Below are 20220 nucleotides of genomic sequence, written 5' to 3'. Positions count from 1 at the left end.
GTTTTTTACCTTTTATTTAGGTGTCAGACCGCTTCCAGTTTTGCGTAGCCCAGCATCAGCCATTTGCTGCCTTCGCTGAAGTTCACCTGCACCCGCGCCTGGGCGCCGGCACCCTCGAAATTGAGGATCACCCCGTCGCCGAAGACGGCATGGCGCACCTGCTGGCCCAGGCTGAACTCGGTCTGCGGGATTTCCGTGCCGCCGAACAGGCTGCTCGAACTCTGCTTCTGAGCGCCGCCGAAAGGTCGGCTTACGCTGTTGGACAGCCGTACTTCCTGGATCAGGCCCTTGGGGACTTCGCGAACGAAGCGCGACACCTTGTTATAGGTTTCGCTGCCGTACAGGCGTCGTGTTTCAGCGTAGGTCATCACCAGGTTCTGCATGGCCCGGGTAATGCCGACATAGGCCAGCCGGCGCTCCTCTTCGAGGCGTCCGGGTTCTTCCAGGCTCATCTTGTGCGGAAACAGGCCTTCTTCCATGCCCACCAGGAACACGTAAGGGAACTCCAGGCCCTTGGCGCTGTGCAGCGTCATCAGCTGGATGCTGTCTTCGTGCTCGTCGGCCTGGGTGTCGCCTGCTTCCAGCGACGCGTGGCCCAAGAAGGCGGCCAGTGGCGACAGTTCGGCATCTTCTTCGGCGTTCTCGAAGTTACGCGCGGCGCTGACCAGTTCCTCAAGGTTTTCTACCCGTGCCTGGCCTTTCTCGCCCTTTTCCGCCTGGTGGTAGGCGATCAGGCCGGTCTGCTCGATGACGGTCTGGGTCATCAGGTGCAGGGGCATGTCCTGGGTCTTGGCCGCGAGGTTCTCGATCAGTTCGACAAAGCCACCCAGGGCACCGGCGGCGCGGCCGGTCAGGCCTTTGTTGGCGACCAGTTGGCGCATGGCTTCCCACATCGATACATCGCTGTGGCGTGCATGCTCGCGAATCGCTTCGACGGTCTTTTCACCAATGCCCCGCGCTGGGACGTTGATCACCCGCTCCAGCGCGGCATCGTTGCCACGGCCTTCGAGCAGGCGCAGGTAGGCCATGGCGTTCTTGATTTCGGCGCGTTCGAAGAAGCGCTGGCCACCATAGATCCGGTACGGAATGCGCTCGCGCAGCAGGGCCTCTTCAAGAACCCGCGACTGGGCGTTGGAACGATAGAGAATGGCGATATCGCTGCGGGCCATGCCGGTTTTCAGCGCGCTTTCGATGGTTTCCACCACGTAGCGGGCTTCGTCGTGTTCGTTGAAGGCGGCGTAGAGGTTGATTGCCTCGCCTTCGCCGCCATCGGTCCACAGCTCCTTGCCCAGGCGCCCGGTGTTATTGGCGATCAAGGCGTTGGCCGCCTTGAGGATGCCGGCCGTGGAGCGGTAGTTCTGCTCCAGGCGGATGGTTTCGGCATCCGGGAAGTCTTCGGAGTACTGGTGGATATTCTCGATCTTGGCACCGCGCCAACCGTAGATCGACTGGTCGTCGTCGCCGACCACCATCAGGCTGTCACCGCCCTTGGCCAGCAGGCGCAACCAGGCGTACTGCACGGCGTTGGTGTCCTGGAACTCATCCACCAGCAAATGGCGAAAGCGCTTCTGGTAGTGGGCCAGCAGGCCTGGATGGTCGCGCCACAGGTCGAGGGCGCGCAGCAGCAGCTCGGAGAAGTCGATTACGCCGGCGCGCAGGCAGGCCGCCTCGTAGGCTTCATAAATGCTGCGCATGGTGGCCAGGAACAAGTCGCCGCTGGCCTGGATATGTTGTGGGCGCAGGCCTTCGTCCTTCTGCCCATTGATAAACCATTGGGCCTGGCGGGCGGGCCAGCGCTGTTCGTCCAGGCCCAGCTCGCGGATCACTCGCTTGACCAGCCGCTGCTGGTCGTCGCTGTCGAGGATCTGGAAGGTCTGGCTCAGGCCGGCTTCCTGCCAGTGCGCTCGCAACAGGCGGTGCGCCAGGCCGTGGAACGTGCCGACCCACATGCCGGCCGGGTTGATACCCATCAACTGCTCGATGCGATGGCGCATCTCGGCAGCCGCCTTGTTGGTGAACGTCACCGACAGGATCGAGTGTGGCGAGGCGTTCTCGACCTGGATCAACCAGGCGATACGGTGCACCAGCACGCGGGTTTTGCCTGAGCCGGCACCGGCCAGGACCAATTGACGACCCACGGAGGCCGCTACGGCCTGGCGTTGGGCATCGTTGAGGGAGTTCAGCAGAAGGGAGAGATCATCGCGCATCGGCGCATTCTAGGGTGCTGGGGCGGGGTGGGCAAACCCGGCATGGATTCGCTGTAAAAAAGCCCGACCTGCGGCGACCGACCGGTCACGCGCTACAGACGGCGCCCGCTCTCGCTCGGGCTTTATACGGAAGGTCAAGGTTGTGGAATATTTCGTACTAATTGTGACTTAGAGCAGTTTGGTCTGGGCAAATGCTTGTGTATGCTCCGTCGACGTTTCGGGCTCAACCATTATAAGAACACTGCCTATGACTCACAGCTTCAGCGCGACGGCTCCCACCGTGGAGGCTCTGCGGGTGACCCGCAAGCAATTTGCCACCGAGCTTGCGGTGGAGCGTACGCGGCTGCTTTATCAGGGCTCGCTGCTGCCTACCCTGTTCATGCTGCTCAACGGTCTGGTCTGCGCCTGGTTACTCTGGAGCCCGCAGCGCTACCTGCTGGTCAGCATTTGGCTGGTCTGGTTGATGGCCCTGGTGGCGTTGCGCGTGATCCAGGTCGCGGCCTTCGATTCGGCGCCCCCCAGCCGTCAGGCGCAGCCCATCTGGCGCCAGATGTTCCTGATCGGTTCCGCCGTCAGCGGCCTGACACTGGCCAGTGCCGCCATCGCCTTGGTCCCGGTGGACAGTTTCGTGCAGCAGGCCTGGGTCTTCGGCCTGATTGGCGCCGCGACGCTGTCGGCCAGCGTCGCCTATGCCGTGAGCCTGCCCGCGTTTCTCAGTTTTGCCCTGCCGTGCCTGCTACCGGGCATCGCCTACCTGTTCTGGCGTGGCGAGCAGTATGGCTGGGGCTGGCTGGGCCTGATCTTGCTGCTGTCGCTGAGTGTGGTTGCCTGGCAGGTCAATCGGCTGATCCAGAGCAGCCTGCTGCGGCGTTTTCAGAACCAGGCCTTGATCGAACACCTGCAACAGACCCAGGCCCGCGGCGCGCGGCTGAATGAAGAGCTGGCACGTGAGGTCGAGCAGCGCCGACGCGCCGAGCAGGAACTGCGTGAAGCTCAGGTCGGGCTGGAAGGCCGCGTGGCCCAGCGCAGTCTTGAACTGGATGCGGCCAACCAGGCGCTGAGCAAGAGCGAGGCGCGTCTGGCCCTGGCCTTGCAGGCCAGTGAACTGGGGCTGTGGGATTGGAACCTGCAAACCGACGAGGTTCACCACACCCAGCTCAAGGAGTTGTTCGGACTTGAGCCCGAGCATGTCAAAGCCATGCTCAGCGACCTCAAGCCTCGTCTGCACCCCCAGGATCTGCCGTTGCTCAAGCGCGCCCTGGTCGAGCATATGAAGGGCCGCTCCGAGGACTACCAGGTCGAGTACCGGATCCGCCATGGCGACGGCCGCTGGGTCTGGATCGAGGACCGTGGGCGCGCGGTGGAGCGCAGCGACAGTGGTCGGGTGATCCGTATGGTCGGTACTCGCCGCGATATCAGCGCCAGCAAGGAGCTCGAACAGCAGTTGCAACTGGCTGCCACGGTCTTCGAGGCGGCCAGCGAAGGTATCGTGATTTTCGATCCGGACTTCGCCCTGATCGCCATCAACCAGGCCTTTAGCCGAGTCACCGGCTATCAGATTGAAGACATGCTGGGGCGCAACATGGTGGAGTTGCCCTGCAGCCGCGACGCGCGGCGCCATTACCCGACCATTCGCCATGCCCTGGAGCAATACGGCAGTTGGCAGGGTGAATTGGTGGAAGCGCGCAAGAATGGCGAGTTGTATCCGCAATGGCTGCAATTGAGCGCTGTTCGCGACAGTCGCGGCAATGTCAGCCATATCGTCGGCTTTTTCGCCGATCTTTCCGCCCGTCGTGCCTCTGAAGAGCGCATGCGCTACCTGACCCACTACGACGAGCTGACCGGCCTGGCCAATCGTGCGTTGTTCCGCGAGCGGCTGCACGAGGCCAACCAGCGCGCGCGCCAGGGTGGCCGTAGCCTGGCGCTGCTGCATATCAACCTGGACCGCTTCAAGCTGCTCAATGACAGCCTGGGCCATGAAGTCGCCGACCAGCTCTTGCAGAAAATGGCGCGCCGACTGGTTAATGCCCTGCCCGAGGCCGACACGATTTCACGCCTGTCCGGCGATGAGTTTGCCGTGTTGTTCGATGCCTACGGCAACCTGTCCAGTCTGGCCCGGGTCGCGACTCGGCTGCTGGGCAAGCTGCGGCTGCCGCTGATGGTCGCAGGGCATGAGCTGGTGGTCAGTGCGTCAATGGGCATCAGCCTGCTGCCGGACAATGCGCGGGAGATTTCCGCGCTGGTCAGCCAGTCGAACATGGCCATGCAGCATGCCAAGCACTTGGGCGGGAATAACTTCCAGTTCTACACGGACAGCCTGCAAGCCAGCACCCTTGAGCGGCTGCAACTGGAGAACCAGCTGCGCAAGGCCATCGAAGAGCGTCAGTTGAAGGTCTTCTACCAGCCCAAGCTGTGCCTGGCTACCGGACGCCTGAATGCCGCCGAAGCGCTGGTGCGCTGGGACCATCCGGTACAGGGCATGGTGCCGCCTGGGGACTTTATCGGCCTGGCCGAGGAAACCGGCCTGATTGGGCCGATTGGCGAGTTCGTGCTGCGCCAGGCCTGCTGGCAGGCGTGCGAGTGGCAGCGCCAGGGCCTGGCGCCGATCCGTGTCTCGGTCAATCTGTCGGTGCATCAGTTGCGCCAGGGCAAGCTGGTCAGCCTGGTTCGCGAGGTGCTGGAAGACACCGGGCTGGCGCCGGGTTGCCTGGAGCTGGAGCTGACCGAAAGCCAGTTGCTCGACAGCGTGGAGCACATCATCTCGACCTTTGAGCAACTGCGTGGGCTGGGGGTCAAGCTGGCAATCGATGACTTCGGCACCGGCTATTCGTCGCTGAGCTATCTCAAGCGCATCCCGGTGGACTACGTGAAAATCGACCAGACGTTTATCCGCGGCCTGGCCGAAGGCAGCGAGGATGCCGCGATCACCCGGGCGATCATTGCCATGGCCCATAGCCTGGAGCTGAAGGTGGTCGCCGAGGGTGTCGAAAACCAGCATCAACTGAATTTCCTCAAGGCCGAGGGCTGTGACGAGCTGCAGGGCTATCTGATCAGCCGGCCGGTCGAGGCCGACGCTCTGGCGATCTTGTTGCAGGAGCAGCGACAGTTCTTGTAGCAGGTGCGCCATTGACTTTCAGCAGGGGCCGCGAGGTTGAAAAAACCTCGCCATAACCGCTACATAGAGCATTTGGCAGTGAAATCAGGTTGTTTGATGAGGATTTGGCGGGCAATAAGGCGATTCATGTAGTATAACTACAAGATTGCTACAACCTCGGCGTCCGCCGCTCACAACCGAGTCCTGCCCTGTGAACCTGTTGCAACACATCACTCAGTCGCGCCATCTGTTACGCAAATCGGAACTCAAGGTTGCCGATCACGTGCTGCTCGATCCTGCGGCCGTGATGCACAGCTCCATGGCCGACCTGGCCCACAGCGTAGGCATCAGTGAACCGACCATCGTGCGCTTCTGTCGCGCCATCGGTTGTTCCGGTTTCCAGGACCTCAAGCTGAAACTGGCGCAGAGCCTGGCGGCGGGGGCCAGCTTCGGCCAGTTCGCGATCCACGAGGATGACTCGGTTGCCGACTACAGCCTGAAAATTTTCGACACCACCCTGCATACGCTGATGGAGGTGCGCGAGAAGCTCGATCCGGTGGCCCTGCAGCAGGCGGTTACCGCGATGTCCCTGGCCCAGCGCGTAGAGTTCTATGGCTTCGGCGCCTCCGGTGCCGTGGCGGCCGACGCCCAGCATAAGTTCTTCCGGCTGCTGCTGACCGCAGCGGCCTATTCCGACCCGCATATGCAGGCCATGTCGGCAGTGACCTTGAAGCCTGGCGATGTTGCGATCTGCATTTCCCAGTCCGGCCGCTCCAAGGACCTGCTGATTACCGCCAACCTGGTCCGCGAAAGCGGCGCGAGCCTGATTACCCTGTGCCCGAGCCAGACCCCGTTGGCCGAGCTGTCGACCGTCAACCTGGCCATCGACGTGCACGAAGACACCGAAATCTATACGCCGCTGACCTCGCGTATTGCCCACCTGGTCGTGATCGATGTGCTGGCCATGGGCGTGGCCATGGCGCGTGGGCCGAGCCTGGTCAACCACCTCAAGAGCGTCAAGCGCAGCCTGCGTAGCCTGCGTCTCTCGCCCAAGTCGGTCAAAGCGCTGGACGATTGAACCTGGCGCGCCGGTTCCGGTGCGGTCATCTTCATCATCCTGTCACTCGCGTGCCGCCAAACCGTCACGCCGTTGAGCCATGCTCAAGCTCCCGTACACGCCTTGGGAGACTCGAAATGGCCCGCAACCACGCAGAGCAAAACAGCAGCGTCAAAACCCGTCGGCAGCAGGAAGATCAACGCCGCATGGAGTTTCGTCGCGCCATCGAAGACCGGACCGAGCTGCGTCATCTGCAGCAGGAAATCGCTGCCCTCAACTACTGGCAGGCGGAGCCGGCAAGCGACCGTCGAAGCGCTCAACCAGCGCGCTGATTTGCACGCGCTCGCTGCGGATAAATCCGAGAAACGCGTGGGCCACTGGCGACAGGCGCTTGGCCTTGGCCTGGACCACGCACCAGCTGCGGTACAGCGGTAACTCCTCGACCGGCAGCTCGCGCAGCGTCCCGGTCGCCAGCTCCAGGCTCAGGGCGTGGCGGGTCAGCAACGCCAGGCCCAGCCCGGCCACCACGCATTCACGCTGGGCATCGGTGGAGGCCACTTCCACTGTCTGGGTGAAGTGCACGCGCTTCTCCTTGAAGTATTCCTCGCAGGCCAGGCGTGTTCCTGAACCCTGCTCACGGATCAACAGCGTATAGGGTTCCAGGTCCTGCAGGCGCAGCGGTCCGCGCTGACAGAGCGGGTGATCCGGAGGTGCGACGGCGACAATCGGGTTGTTCAGAAAGGGCAGGAACTCCAGGCCCATGTCCTGGGGCACCATCGACATGATCAGCAGGTCGTCACGGTTATCCGAGAGCCGGCGGATGGCCTGGGCGCGGTTGACCACCGTCAGGTGCAGATTGACCTCGGGATGCTGGCGCTTGAAGGCGGCGAACAGGTGCGGCACGAAGTACTTGGCGCTCGATTCCACGGCCAGCTTGAGCTGGCCCTGCAGCGAGCCGCGCATGTCCGAGAGCTGCATATCGAGGTTGCCCAGGCGGGCGAAGATATCCCGACTGGCCTTTTGCAGGGCGTCGGCGGCCTCGGTCATATAGAGCTTCTTGCCGACATATTCGAACAGCGGCTGGCCAATCAGCTCTTCGAGCTGGCGAATCTGTAGGCTGACGGCGGGTTGGGTGAGCGACATTTCCTCGGCGGCGCGGCTGTAGGAGCGCAGATCACAGACCTCATTGAAGACCTGCAATTGACGCAATGTCATACGCATCAATGATTTGCGCATGCTTTTCGACTCCCTTGCCGAGGTTGGTGGAGCAACTATAAGTTTTTACTTATGGGTCGCCCAATAATAATTGATTTTTGTTTATCACCTGCGAGGCATAGTGTGGCGTTGCGACTGGCTTGAAACATTTGGTCACTCGTCGGCTCGGTCTAGCGGGTCGTTTGTTCCAGCGGCTTAGGAAACGCCAAGTGATAACAAAAATCCTGATCGCCAACCGTGGTGAGATTGCCGTCCGTATCGTGCGCGCGTGTGCCGAGATGGGCATTCGCTCGGTCGCGGTCTATTCCGAGGCCGACCGCCATGCACTGCACGTCAAACGTGCGGATGAGGCGCACAGCATCGGCGACGAACCGCTGGCCGGCTACCTGAACCCGCGCAAGCTGGTGAACCTGGCGGTGGAAACCGGTTGCGATGCGCTGCACCCAGGCTACGGCTTCCTTTCGGAAAACGCAGAGCTGGCGGACATCTGTGCTGAGCGCGGGATCAAATTCATTGGCCCGGCGGCGGAAGTCATTCGCCGTATGGGCGACAAGACCGAAGCACGCCGCAGCATGATCAAGGCCGGCGTGCCGGTCACCCCGGGCACCGAGGGCAATGTCGCGGACATCGCCGAAGCGTTGCGCGAAGGCGAGCGTATTGGCTACCCGGTCATGCTCAAGGCCACTTCCGGCGGTGGCGGGCGCGGTATTCGCCGCTGCAACAGCCGCGAAGAGCTGGAGCAGGCCTTTCCACGGGTGATTTCCGAAGCGACCAAGGCCTTTGGCTCGGCGGAAGTCTTCCTGGAAAAATGCATCGTCAATCCCAAGCACATCGAAGCACAGATCCTTGGCGACAGCTTTGGCAACGTGGTGCACCTGTTCGAACGTGATTGCTCGATCCAGCGCCGCAACCAGAAGCTGATCGAGATTGCCCCCAGCCCTCAGCTGACCCCCGAGCAGCGCGCCTATATCGGTGATCTGTCGGTGCGCGCGGCCAAGGCGGTGGGCTACGAGAACGCCGGTACCGTGGAGTTCCTGCTCGCCGATGGCGAGGTGTACTTCATGGAGATGAACACCCGGGTGCAGGTGGAACACACCATCACCGAGGAAATCACGGGCATCGATATCGTCCGCGAGCAGATTCGCATTGCTTCCGGCCTGCCGCTGTCGGTCAAGCAGGAAGATATCCACCACCGTGGTTTCGCCCTGCAGTTTCGGATCAATGCCGAAGACCCGAAAAACAACTTCCTGCCCAGCTTCGGCAAGATCACCCGTTACTACGCACCCGGCGGTCCCGGCGTGCGCACGGACACGGCGATCTACACCGGCTACACCATTCCGCCGTTCTACGACTCCATGTGCCTGAAGCTGGTGGTCTGGGCGCTGACCTGGGAGGAAGCGATGGACCGTGGCCTGCGCGCGCTCGACGACATGCGCCTGCAAGGGGTCAAGACCACCGCCGCGTACTACCAGGAAATCCTGCGCAATCCGGAATTCCGCAGCGGTGAGTTCAACACCAGCTTTGTGGAAAGCCACCCGGAACTGACCAATTACTCGATCAAGCGCAAGCCCGAAGAACTGGCCCTTGCCATTGCCGCCGCCATTGCCGCCCACGCAGGCCTATGAATAAGCAGCGGCAAGCTTCAAGCCGCAAGCCTCAGGTTGAAGCGCACACGCTTTGACCTTTCGCTTGTAGCTAGCAGCTTGCAGCTTCTGAGGAGATAAAAATGTCCAAGAAGATCTTTGTTACCGACACCATCCTGCGTGATGCCCACCAGTCCCTGCTGGCGACCCGCATGCGCACCGAAGACATGCTGCCGATCTGCGACAAGCTCGACAAGGTGGGCTACTGGTCCCTGGAAGTCTGGGGCGGCGCGACCTTCGATGCCTGCGTGCGCTTCCTCAAGGAAGATCCGTGGGAGCGCCTGCGCAAGCTGCGCGCAGCCTTGCCCAACACCCGCCTGCAAATGCTGCTGCGCGGCCAGAACCTGCTGGGCTATCGCCATTACAGCGACGACGTGGTCAAGGCGTTCGTCGCCAAGGCGGCGGTCAACGGCATCGATGTGTTCCGTATCTTCGATGCGATGAACGATGTGCGTAACCTGCGCGTGGCCATCGAGGCGGTGAAGGCGGCCGGCAAGCATGCCCAGGGCACCATCGCCTACACCACCAGCCCGGTGCACACCATCGAGGCATTTGTGGCCCAGGCCAAGCAAATGGAAGCCATGGGTTGCGACTCTATAGCGATCAAGGACATGGCCGGCCTGCTGACACCGTATGCCACCGGCGAGTTGGTCAAGGCGCTGAAGGCCGAGCAGTCGCTGCCGATCTTTATCCACTCCCATGACACCGCCGGCCTGGCTGCGATGTGCCAGCTCAAGGCGATTGAAAACGGTGCCGACCATATCGACACTGCGATCTCCAGCTTTGCCTGGGGCACCAGCCACCCGGGAACCGAGTCGATGGTGGCGGCCCTTAAAGGCAGTGAGTTCGATACCGGCCTGGATCTGGAACTGCTGCAGGAAATCGGTCTGTACTTCTACGCCGTGCGCAAGAAGTACCACCAGTTCGAGAGCGAGTTCACTTCGGTCGACACCCGGGTGCAAGTCAACCAGGTGCCGGGCGGAATGATTTCCAATCTGGCCAACCAGCTCAAGGAGCAGGGCGCGCTCAACCGCATGAGCGAAGTGCTGGCAGAAATTCCGCGCGTGCGTGAAGACCTCGGCTTCCCGCCGCTGGTGACGCCGACTTCGCAGATCGTCGGCACCCAGGCGTTCTTCAACGTCCTGGCCGGCGAGCGCTACAAGACCATCACCAACGAAGTGAAGCTCTATCTGCAAGGTGGCTACGGCAAGGCGCCCGGCCAGGTCGACGAAACCTTGCGTCGCCAGGCCATTGGCAGCGAAGACGTGATCGACGTCCGTCCGGCCGACCTGCTCAAGCCGGAAATGGTCAAGCTGCGCGCCGAGATCGGTACCGTGGCCCAGTCTGAAGAAGACGTGCTGACCTATGCCATGTTCCCGGATATCGGGCGCAAATTCCTGGAAGAGCGTGCGGCCGGCACCCTGGCGCCGGAAGTCCTGCTGCCGATTCCGGAAACCGGTGGCGTGCGTTCGGCGGGCGGTGAAGGTGTGCCGACCGAATTTGTGATCGATGTTCACGGTGAAACCTACCGCGTCGATATCACCGGTGTCGGCGTCAAGGCCGAAGGCAAGCGGCACTTCTACCTGTCCATCGACGGCATGCCGGAAGAAGTGGTGTTCGAACCGCTCAACGAGTTTGTCGGCGGTGGCGGCAGCAAGCGCAAGCAGGCCAGCGCACCGGGGCATATCAGCACCACCATGCCGGGCAATATCGTCGATGTCCTGGTCAAGGAAGGCGATACCGTGAAGGCCGGGCAAGCCGTGCTGATCACCGAAGCCATGAAGATGGAAACCGAGATCCAGGCGACCATCGCCGGCAAGGTAAGCGCCATCCATGTGGCCAAGGGCGACCGGGTCAACCCGGGCGAGATCCTGATCGAGATCGAAGGCTGATCGACGCCACGATCACAACGTTTTAAACCTCGGGGGAGCATCTGCTCCCCTTTTTTTGCCTGCCCTTTTTACGCCCGACACTCCACAAGCGCTCGCACCTGCCCCTCGGGCCCATGGTTCTGCGGCGCCAGCCAACGCTCGAAGCCGGCCGCCACCTGCGGCCACTCCGAATCGAGGATGCTGTACCAGGCCGTGTCGCGGTTCATGCCCTTGACCACCATATGCTGGCGGAACACCCCTTCGAACTGGAAGCCCAGTCGCTCGGCGGCCTGCTTGCTGCGTGCGTTCTCGTTGTTGCACTTCCACTCCAGGCGCCGGTTGCCCAGGGCAAAGGACTCCTTGGCCAGCAGGTACACGGCTTCGGTACTTTTTGGCGAGCGCTGCATCGGTGCGCCAAAGGTCACATGGCCAATCTCGATGCGGCCCTGGGTCGGGACAATCGACATCAGGCTGAGAAGTCCCTGAACCTGGCCGCTGGCCTTGTCGATAACGCTGAAAAAATACGGATCGCTATGGGCGGCATGGTTATCCAGCCAAGCGTCGAATGCCGTGCGTTCGGTAAAGGGGCCGTAAGGCAGGTAGTCCCACAGCTTTGGATCGGCCCCCGGGCCCTGGAGCGCCCGCCACAGATCATCTCCGTGGCGGGCAGGGTCGAGCTTTTCCAGGCGAATAAAATGACCTTCCAGTACCTGGGCGCTAGGTGTCGGGACGGCTGTCCAGTGTTCTACAGGTGTCGGCATCGAGCGTTCCTCGGGGGTTAGAGGGCTTTGCGAAACTGGATGAAACCGGGGCGTTCGGCGACGCGTTCGTAAAGGCGGATGCCGGTGGCGTTGGTTTCATGGGTCAGCCAATGGACCTTGGCGCATTGGTCGGCCTTGGCGCGCGCATAGACGTGTTCGATCAAGGCGCGGCCCAGGCCGGTGCCGCGCAGTTGAGGATCGACGAACAGGTCCTGCAGGTAGCACGAATTTTCGATGCTCCAGTTGGAGCGATGATAGATGAAGTGCACCAGGCCGACGGCCTTGCCATCGATCCAGACCAGGGCCGCGTGGGTGGGCTCGTCGGGATCGAGAAAACGCTGCCAACTGGATTGGGTGACGGCATCCGGCAACCGGGTTTCATAGAACTGCAGGTAGCCCTGCCATAAGGGCAGCCAGGCGGTCTGGTCGGCGGGAGTAACGGGGCGAATGTCGATCTGTGGCATTGCAGCCTTCCTTATTTCATCCAGTGGGCGAGATTGCGGTCCAGTATGTCGGTGCTGGCGGCGAGCCCCTGGCGCACGCCCTGGACATCGGCCGGGCTGCGGTTTTGGCTGAGCTTGCGCTTGCCTTCCAGGCGCGTGATCGGCAGGGCGAAACCGACAATGGCCCTGAGCATGCCGTCGATATAGTCGGCCGGGGCATCGGTGACTTGCCACGGGCTGGCGCGATCAGCCTCGTGGCGGTCGGTCAGGCTGCTGACCAGTTCGAGCAGGCGCGGCGGCTCGTCGAAGACCTCGGCCTGGCCATAAGCGTGGACCGCCAGGTAGTTCCAGGTCGGTACCACTTTGCCGTGCTCGGCCTTGGCTGGGTAGAACGAAGGGCTGACGTAGGCATCGCCCCCCGTGAAGATCACCAGCACCTCGCCACCGGCCGCCAGCGTCTGCCATTGGCGGTTGGCCCGGGCCAGGTGGCCGTAGAGGGTGCCATGGGGGCCTTCGTCGGCCTTGAGCAGCAGCGGCAGATGGCTGGCCTGCAAGCCTTCGGGGCCATGGGTCACCACGAGCGCCAGGCGCGTATCGCGGATCAGGCGCTGAAGTTCGAGGGGGTCCTCTTCGGTAAAGGCGCGGGGTGTGTACATAGCGATTTTCCTTGGCGAATGGCTGCATCCTAGGCAGGCTAATGGTTGGTTGTAAGAGCCATTAGCGATGATTTTTGTAGGTCCAATCCATAGGTCCAGACCATGCCGAGCCCGCCGTTGTCCCTGCCATTCGATCCCGCCGGGATTCTCCTCGACCCCCGTCAGGGCCTGACGCGCCAGCTGTACCAGGCTTTGCGCCAGCGTGTTCTGGACGGGCGCCTGGCCAGTGGCACGCGCTTGCCGGCAAGTCGGGACCTGGCGGCGGCGCTGGCGATTTCGCGCAATAGCGTGGTGCGGGCTTATGACCAGCTTTACGCCGAGGGCTTTATCGAGGGGCGGGTGGGTGATGGCACCTATGTGGCACGCTTGCCGGAAAAGAGCCTGCCATTGGAAAAACTATCCACAAAACTGTCCACAGGGTTTTCAACAGGCTTATCCACACCCTTATCCACAATTTCACTTATAAATACTGGCGTTACATCCAGTAAAGTTATCCATAGGGGCGCTTTGGCGCGGGTCGAGCGCCACCCTCTGGCGAAGCCGCCGAGTGGTCCGCCGCGGGCTTTTCGGGTGGGCATTCCGGCCTTCGATCTGTTTCCGTTTGCCGTCTGGGCCAAGCTGCAGGCGGCTTTTTGGCGAAAACCGGAGCTGCAATTGCTGTGCTATGGCGAGGCCGCCGGTGAGCAGCGTTTGCGCGAGCTGATCGCGGCCTACCTGCGCAGTTCCAGAGGGTTGCACTGCACGGCTGAGCAAATTGTGATCACCAGTGGCGCGCAGCAGGCGATTAGCCTTTGTGCACAGTTGCTGGTCGAGCCTGGCGATGGGGTGGCTGTGGAAAACCCGGGCTACCGCGCCGCGCGCAACGCCTTTGCGGTGGCGGGGGCGAAGGTGCAGGGCGTGGCGGTGGACAGCGATGGCATGCGCTGCGCCGAGCTGGCGCAGCTTGAGGATTGCCGCCTGGCTTATGTCACCCCGTCCCATCAGTACCCCACCGGCGCCACCATGAGCCTGGCCCGGCGCCTTGAGCTGCTGGCCTGGGCCGAACGTGCCGAGGGCTGGATCGTCGAGGATGACTATGACGGCGAGTACCGCTACAGCGGCACCCCATTGGCCCCGCTGGCCGCGCTCGACCGCCAGGGTCGGGTGCTCTATGTCGGTACCTTCGGCAAGATCGCCTTCCCGGCGCTGCGCCTGGGATACCTGGTGCTGCCACCGCCACTGGTTGAGGTGTTCAGCCAGCGGCGGGCCCTGGATATGCGGCATTCCGAGGTCAGTACCCAGGCCGTGATGGCCGAATTCATGGCGGCTGGCCATTTCCAGCGGCATATCCGCCGTATGCGACGCGCGGCTTTGGGGCGGCTGAATGCGCTGATTGCCGGCTGGCCTGTGGATATCCCCGGTTGTGCGGCGCTGCCCAGCGTGGTGGCGGGGCTGCATTTGACGGTGCGGGTGCAGAGCCTGGCGCGTGAGCGCGAGCTGATCGAGCAGGCCGCCAGTGTCGGGGTCGAGATCAGTGGCTTGAGCGGCTATTGGATCGAGGGCTCGACACTTCCCGAGGCGCAGAGAGCGGGGCTGGTGCTGGGGTTCGCCGCGGTGCCGGAAGCCGCGATAGCCACGGCATTGCGCGACCTGGAGCGGGTCTGGCGCCGGTCAGCGCCAGCCCGGTAGAAGGCTCAGCTCAGTTCGCCACACAGGTCTAGCTCGACCAGGCGGCGTACGTCGCCCACGTCCAGCGCGCAACCCAACAGGGCGTGCAACTTGCCAAAAGCCGCCTCGCGGGTCATGCCGCCCCCGGATAACACGCCGGCGCTGCGCAGGCGGCTGCCGGCTTCGTAGGTATCCAGTTCGACCCCGCCTTCATGACACTGGGTGATCGCGACCACGACAATCCCGCGAGCTTCGGCGCGGCGCAGGCTTTCGAGAAACCGTGGATCGTCACCCGGCCCGGTGCCACTGCCGTAGCATTCCAGCACCAATGCCTCGATTGCGCTGTCGAGCAGCCCGTCGAGGTGGGCGGCGCCAATGCCCGGGAACAGCGGCAGTACGGCGACGTTCGCCAGGCGCCTGGGCTGGCGATAGTCCAGTTGGGCCGGGAGGGTGGTCGCCCGGCGGCCAGTGCCCTGACGTCGCAAGGTGGCAAACGGATGCCGGCCGAAGCTGCGGATCTTCGCGCAGCGCGTCGGGTCCAGGCGTTCACCGTGGAAGTACAAATGCACGCCATGGGCCAGGCCTGCGCCCAGTGCAACCAGTGCGCCGCCGAGGTTTTCCCAGGCATCGCTGTCGGGCACGCCGGCCGGCAGCATCGAGCCGGTCAATACCACGGGGGCGGCCAGCCCCAGCAGTTGGAAGCTCATGGCCGCCGCGCTATAGGCCAGGGTGTCGGTACCCTGCAGGATGAGCACGGCATCGCAGCCGTCCTGGTCGATGGCCTCGATCACCGCTTCGCGCAGTTGCTGCCAATAGGCGGGCGTCATATTGGCGCTGTCGATCAGTGGTGCCATTTCGCGAAAGCGCCAGGCCGGGACCTGCAACTGCGCGTGGCTGGCCAAGTGTTCACGCATGCGCGCCTCGAACCCCGAGGCTGGCGCCAGGCCGTTGTCGCTGGCTTGCATGCCAATGGTGCCGCCGGTGTAGAGGACCATGACCTGGCGTGCGGGGCTCGGCGTTACGGGGTTCATAGGCAGTTCTCCTGAAGACAGGACAGCACTGTAGCGGAATCAACAGCCCTGTAGGGGCGAGCTCTTTTTGAAAAAGACCGCAGCGTGTTCCTGCAAGAAGGATGGGTGTGTGGCGAGCAAAAAAAAGGGCCTGGAGAGTGATCTCCAAGCCCTCAAAAGGTGAGAGGTGTCTAGTCCCTCGACCTGGTGAGCGTATTACAGCATCGGGTTACGCTTTGAGCGGAACCAGACGCGGAGCAATCATGTTTTCCGGACGCAGGATATCGTCGAGCATGGCGTCGTCGAGCAGGCCTTCCTCACGTACCAGTTCCAGTACGCCGCGGCCGCTTTCGAGGGCGATACGGGCGATACGGGTGGCGTTTTCATAGCCGATGTACGGGTTCAGCGCGGTGACCAGGCCGATCGAGTGCTCGACCAGTTCGCGGCAGCGGGCTTCGTTGGCGGTGATGCCGACGATGCAGTGCTCGCGCAGCATGTCCATGGCGCGTTGCAGCAGGCGGATTGAGTCGAAGATCTTGAACGCGATCAGCGGCTCCATCACGTTCAGTTGCAGCTGGCCACCTTCGGCCGCAATGGTCAGGGCCAGGTCGTTGCCGATGATCTGGAAGGCCACCTGGTTAACCGCTTCCGGAATAACCGGATTGACCTTGCCTGGCATGATCGAGCTGCCTGGCTGACGCGCTGGCAGGTTGATTTCGTTGATGCCGGTGCGCGGGCCGCTGGAGAGCAGGCGCAGGTCGTTGCAGATTTTCGACAGCTTGACCGCTGTGCGCTTGAGCATGCCGGAGAACAGGACGAAGGCGCCCATGTCCGAGGTGGCTTCGATCAGGTCGGCGGCTGGAACCAGTGGCTGGCCACTGATGATTGCCAGGCGATCGACAGCCAACTGCTGGTAGCGCGGGTCGGCGTTGATGCCGGTACCGATGGCGGTGCCGCCCAGGTTCACTTCGGTCAGTACTTCCGGCGCCAGGCTCTTGAGGCGGGCCAGGTCTTCGCCCAGGGTGGTGGCGAAGGCACGGAATTCCTGGCCGAGGGTCATCGGCACGGCGTCTTGCAACTGGGTGCGGCCCATTTTCAGTACGTGGCTGAATTCGACGCCTTTGGCGGCGAATGCCTGGATCAAGCTGTCGAGGCTGGCGAGCAGGGCGTCATGACCGAGCAGCAGACCCAGGCGGATGGCCGTTGGGTAAGCGTCGTTGGTCGACTGCGCCATGTTCACGTCGTTGTTCGGGTGCAGGTGCTGGTATTCGCCCTTGCTGTGGCCCATGGCCTCCAGCGCGATGTTGGCGATGACTTCGTTGGCATTCATATTGGTCGAAGTGCCAGCGCCGCCTTGAATCATGTCCACCACGAACTGGTCGTGGAAGTCACCGCGGATCAGACGTGCACAGGCTTCGCTGATGGCGGCGTGCTTGGCCTTGCTCAGGTGCCCCAGCTCGCAGTTGGCGTCGGCGGCGGCTTGCTTGACCATGGCCAGGGCCACAACCAGTTTTGGGTAGTGCGAGATCGGGACGCCGGAGAGACGGAAGTTATTCACCGCTCGCAGGGTCTGGATGCCGTAATACGCTTCGGCCGGTACGTCGAGTACGCCAAGCAGGTCTTTTTCTGTGCGGAATGATGCAGCGGAGGACATGATAGAAATCATCTCGATATGGACCCGGTCTGTGCCGGAACGTTGCCAATGCTAGGCTTGCAGGGATTTTTGGGCCAATGCTGTTAAACACTGGCCTATGCAGAAACGGCATAATGTCGGTGTGACGCGGGGTGCGCGAAGAGCGTATGAACCAAAACGGTGCGTGCGGGAGGAATCGATGAATCTGGAAAGCAAATGGTTGGAAGACTTCAGTGCCCTGGCGGCGACACGCAGTTTCTCCCAGGCGGCAGAGCGGCGTTTTGTTACTCAGCCTGCATTCAGCCGACGGATTCGCAGCCTGGAGGCGGCGCTGGGGTTGACGCTGGTCAACCGTTCGCGCACGCCCATCGAGCTGACGGCGGCCGGGCAGTTGTTTCTGGTGACCGCGCGTACGGTGGTCGAGCAATTGGGTGAAGTGCTGCGCCATCTGCACCATCTGGAAGGCGGGCAGGGTGAGGTCATGCAGGTCGCGGCGGCCCACTCCCTGGCCCTGGGCTTCTTCCCGCGCTGGATCGCACAGTTGCGCAACGAAGGGCTGAACATTGCCACGCGGCTGGTGGCAACCAACGTCGGCGATGCCGTGCATGCCCTGCGCGAAGGGGGCTGCGACCTGATGCTGGCGTTCTATGATCCGGACGCGGCCCTGCAGATGGATTCGGAAATCTTCCCGTCGTTGCACCTGGGGCACACCGAAATGCTGCCCGTCTGCGCTGCCGATGCCGACGGCAAACCGTTGTTTGACCTGGAAGGCGAAGCCAGCGTGCCTTTGCTGGCCTATAGCGCAGGGGCGTTCCTGGGGCGCTCGGTCAATTTGCTGCTGCGCCAGCGCAACCTGCGCTTTACCACGGTGTACGAAACGGCAATGGCCGACAGCCTGAAGAGCATGGCCCTCGAAGGCCTGGGAATCGCCTGGGTGCCGCAGTTGAGCGTGCGTGCGGAGCTGGCGCGCGGCGAGCTGGTGGTGTGTGGCGGAGCGCAGTGGCATGTGCCGCTGGAGATCCGCCTGTACCGCTGCGCCCTGGTGCGCAAGGCCAACGTGCGGCTGTTATGGCGCAAGCTGGAAGGCGGTGCCGCGCAGTCGGCGTAAGCGCCATCGATACGCGTCTCGCGGCTGACCTTTGAGTCAGCAAATACGCTGCTTTGAGGCCGGGAGGCCGCTACTGACAGATGGTCATTCGGGGGGCTGTTTATCGGCCTCTTTGCGGTATACTGCGCGGCCTTCGGCCGGTTCGACCGGCCATTTTTCGTATAACAAGCCACGCCGGTCTTCCCGCGTGGCTTGTTGTTTTTTGACGCGCCTGCGGGCGCCCAGAGAGAAGAGGCACGACGATGAGTGCACTGGTTGGCGTGATCATGGGCTCCAAGTCCGATTGGTCCACCCTTAGCCACACCGCCGATATGCTGGAAAAGCTCGGCATCCCTTACGAGGTGAAAGTGGTTTCTGCCCACCGCACCCCGGACCTGCTGTTCCAGTACGCCGAAGAAGCCGAAGCGCGGGGCATCGAGGTGATCATCGCCGGTGCTGGCGGCGCGGCGCACCTGCCGGGCATGTGCGCGGCCAAGACGCACCTGCCGGTGCTCGGGGTGCCCGTGCAATCGGCCATGCTCTCGGGCGTGGACTCGCTGCTGTCGATCGTGCAGATGCCGGCCGGTATTCCGGTTGCGACCCTGGCCATCGGCAAGGCCGGGGCGATCAACGCCGCGCTGCTGTCGGCGAGTATCCTGGGCGCCAAGCACCCGCAGTTTCATACCGTGCTGAAAAAATTCCGCGCTGAGCAGACAGACAGCGTCCTGGACAATCCAGACCCGCGCGAAGCCTGAGGTTTTTGACGATGAAGATCGGTGTAATCGGTGGCGGCCAGCTGGGCCGCATGTTGGCCCTGGCAGGTACGCCGCTGGGGATGAACTTCGCATTTCTCGATCCGGCCCCGGATGCCTGTGCGGCGGCGCTGGGCGAGCATTTGCGCGCCGACTACGGCGACCAGGACCATCTGCGTCAGCTGGCCGATGAAGTCGACCTGGTGACGTTCGAGTTCGAAAGCGTGCCGGCCGAAACCGTGGCGTTCCTGTCGCAGTTCGTCCCGGTCTACCCGAGTGCCGAGGCCCTGCGTATCGCCCGCGATCGCTGGTTCGAGAAGAGCATGTTCAAGGACCTGGGGATCCCAACCCCGGCCTTCGCCGATATCCAGTCCCAGGCGGACCTGGATGCCGCCGTGGCCAGCATCGGCCTGCCGGCCGTGCTGAAAACCCGCACCCTGGGTTATGACGGCAAGGGCCAGAAGGTCCTGCGCACCGCGGCGGATGTCGAGGGCACTTTCGCCGAGCTGGGCAGTGTTGCCTGCCTGCTCGAAGGCTTTGTGCCGTTTACCGGCGAAGTCTCGCTGATTGCCGTGCGTGGCCGCGATGGCGAAGTCTGTTTTTACCCGCTGGTGCACAACACTCACGATAACGGCATTCTGCGCCTGTCCGTGGCGAGTACCGCGCATCCGTTGCAGGCCCTGGCCGAAGACTATGCGGGCCGCGTGCTCAAGCAGCTGGATTATGTCGGCGTGCTGGCGTTCGAGTTCTTTGAAGTCGACGGTGGCCTCAAGGCCAACGAAATCGCCCCGCGCGTGCACAACTCCGGGCACTGGACCACCGAAGGCGCCGAGTGCAGCCAGTTCGAGAACCACCTGCGGGCCATCGCCGGCCTGCCGCTGGGTTCGACGGCCAAGGTCGGGGAAAGCGCGATGCTCAACTTTATAGGTTCGGTCCCGCCGGTCGAGCAGGTCATCGCCATTGCCGACTGCCATCTGCACCACTACGGCAAGGCGTTCAAGAACGGTCGCAAGGTCGGTCACGCGACGCTGCGCTGCGCCGACCAAGCGACTCTGCAAGCGCAGATCCTGCGGGTCGAAGCGCTGATCGAAGGCTGAGATATCCCGGGCAGCGGCGGAACCATTCGGTCCCGCCGTTCTCAGAT

At 62.8% G+C, this 20220-nt stretch carries 16 protein-coding genes; 9 read left to right on the top strand and 7 right to left on the bottom strand.

Features of this window, described 5'->3' with window-relative positions:
* Window positions 1-23: 23 nt before the first annotated feature.
* Window positions 24-2207, bottom strand: a complete 2184-nt coding sequence (gene uvrD / locus NPS46_RS10650; protein WP_274106896.1) for a DNA helicase II — start codon at window positions 2205-2207, stop codon at window positions 24-26.
* A 247-nt stretch (window positions 2208-2454) separates the two neighbouring features.
* On the opposite strand from uvrD, the gene NPS46_RS10645 reads away from it, so the two are divergent.
* The 3 genes from NPS46_RS10645 to NPS46_RS10635 all read left to right on the top strand — a co-directional run bounded on the left by NPS46_RS10645 (window position 2455) and on the right by NPS46_RS10635 (window position 6690).
* A complete protein-coding gene (locus NPS46_RS10645) occupies window positions 2455-5322 on the top strand; it encodes an EAL domain-containing protein (RefSeq protein ID WP_274106894.1) in 2868 nt (955 codons plus the stop codon).
* 190 nt (window positions 5323-5512) lie between these two features.
* On the top strand, window positions 5513-6379 hold the full coding sequence (hexR, locus tag NPS46_RS10640) for a transcriptional regulator HexR (protein ID WP_274106892.1): 867 nt from the start codon (window positions 5513-5515) through the stop codon (window positions 6377-6379).
* Window positions 6380-6495: 116 nt separating this feature from the next.
* Complete coding sequence (locus tag NPS46_RS10635; protein WP_274106890.1) at window positions 6496-6690, top strand: PA3496 family putative envelope integrity protein; 195 nt, start codon at window positions 6496-6498, stop codon at window positions 6688-6690.
* Here the strand turns inward: NPS46_RS10635 and NPS46_RS10630 are convergent.
* The gene (locus tag NPS46_RS10630) at window positions 6632-7594 is read right to left on the bottom strand and encodes a LysR family transcriptional regulator (protein WP_274106888.1); all 963 of its coding nucleotides are present in this window, start codon (window positions 7592-7594) and stop codon (window positions 6632-6634) included. The genes NPS46_RS10635 and NPS46_RS10630 overlap by 59 nt on opposite strands.
* A gap of 188 nt (window positions 7595-7782) precedes the next feature.
* On the opposite strand from NPS46_RS10630, the gene NPS46_RS10625 reads away from it, so the two are divergent.
* On the top strand, window positions 7783-9198 hold the full coding sequence (locus NPS46_RS10625; protein WP_274106886.1) for an acetyl-CoA carboxylase biotin carboxylase subunit: 1416 nt from the start codon (window positions 7783-7785) through the stop codon (window positions 9196-9198).
* A gap of 101 nt (window positions 9199-9299) precedes the next feature.
* Window positions 9300-11108, top strand: coding sequence for a sodium-extruding oxaloacetate decarboxylase subunit alpha (gene oadA, locus NPS46_RS10620; RefSeq protein ID WP_274106884.1), 1809 nt, complete (start codon window positions 9300-9302; stop codon window positions 11106-11108).
* Window positions 11109-11176: 68 nt separating this feature from the next.
* On the opposite strand, the gene NPS46_RS10615 is transcribed toward oadA, so the two are convergent.
* Genes NPS46_RS10615 through NPS46_RS10605 form a run of 3 tightly spaced genes read right to left on the bottom strand, consistent with a single transcriptional unit; the run spans window position 11177 to window position 12947 of the window.
* A complete protein-coding gene (locus tag NPS46_RS10615) occupies window positions 11177-11848 on the bottom strand; it encodes a GNAT family N-acetyltransferase (RefSeq protein WP_274106882.1) in 672 nt (223 codons plus the stop codon).
* 17 nt (window positions 11849-11865) lie between these two features.
* Entirely contained in the window at window positions 11866-12312 is a 447-nt protein-coding gene (locus tag NPS46_RS10610; RefSeq protein WP_274106880.1) for a GNAT family N-acetyltransferase, read from the bottom strand.
* A gap of 11 nt (window positions 12313-12323) precedes the next feature.
* Window positions 12324-12947: an FMN-binding negative transcriptional regulator gene (locus NPS46_RS10605; RefSeq protein ID WP_274106878.1), complete on the bottom strand. Its 624-nt coding sequence runs from the start codon at window positions 12945-12947 to the stop codon at window positions 12324-12326.
* A 102-nt stretch (window positions 12948-13049) separates the two neighbouring features.
* Here NPS46_RS10605 and NPS46_RS10600 point away from each other — a divergent pair, with 102 nt between their 5' ends.
* Entirely contained in the window at window positions 13050-14615 is a 1566-nt protein-coding gene (locus tag NPS46_RS10600) for a PLP-dependent aminotransferase family protein (protein ID WP_274106876.1), read from the top strand.
* 5 nt (window positions 14616-14620) lie between these two features.
* Here NPS46_RS10600 and NPS46_RS10595 read toward each other — a convergent pair whose 3' ends face one another.
* Together NPS46_RS10595 and aspA are read right to left on the bottom strand one after the other, a co-directional pair.
* Entirely contained in the window at window positions 14621-15625 is a 1005-nt protein-coding gene (locus tag NPS46_RS10595) for an asparaginase (RefSeq protein WP_274106874.1), read from the bottom strand.
* A 208-nt stretch (window positions 15626-15833) separates the two neighbouring features.
* On the bottom strand, window positions 15834-17258 hold the full coding sequence (gene aspA / locus NPS46_RS10590) for an aspartate ammonia-lyase (protein ID WP_274106872.1): 1425 nt from the start codon (window positions 17256-17258) through the stop codon (window positions 15834-15836).
* A 178-nt stretch (window positions 17259-17436) separates the two neighbouring features.
* Here aspA and NPS46_RS10585 point away from each other — a divergent pair, with 178 nt between their 5' ends.
* The 3 genes from NPS46_RS10585 to NPS46_RS10575 all read left to right on the top strand — a co-directional run bounded on the left by NPS46_RS10585 (window position 17437) and on the right by NPS46_RS10575 (window position 20173).
* Window positions 17437-18345, top strand: a complete 909-nt coding sequence (locus tag NPS46_RS10585; protein ID WP_274106870.1) for a LysR substrate-binding domain-containing protein — start codon at window positions 17437-17439, stop codon at window positions 18343-18345.
* Between the two features lie 242 nt (window positions 18346-18587).
* Window positions 18588-19079: a 5-(carboxyamino)imidazole ribonucleotide mutase gene (purE, locus tag NPS46_RS10580; protein WP_274106868.1), complete on the top strand. Its 492-nt coding sequence runs from the start codon at window positions 18588-18590 to the stop codon at window positions 19077-19079.
* 11 nt (window positions 19080-19090) lie between these two features.
* Window positions 19091-20173, top strand: a complete 1083-nt coding sequence (locus NPS46_RS10575) for a 5-(carboxyamino)imidazole ribonucleotide synthase (RefSeq protein WP_274106866.1) — start codon at window positions 19091-19093, stop codon at window positions 20171-20173.
* Window positions 20174-20220: the final 47 nt, after the last annotated feature.

The sequence above is a fragment of the Pseudomonas putida genome, assembly GCF_028682395.1.
GTDB lineage: Bacteria > Pseudomonadota > Gammaproteobacteria > Pseudomonadales > Pseudomonadaceae > Aquipseudomonas > Aquipseudomonas putida_AB.
The sequence above is the reverse complement of the archived record's forward strand: the minus strand, read 5'-3'. Positions and strand labels throughout refer to the sequence as shown.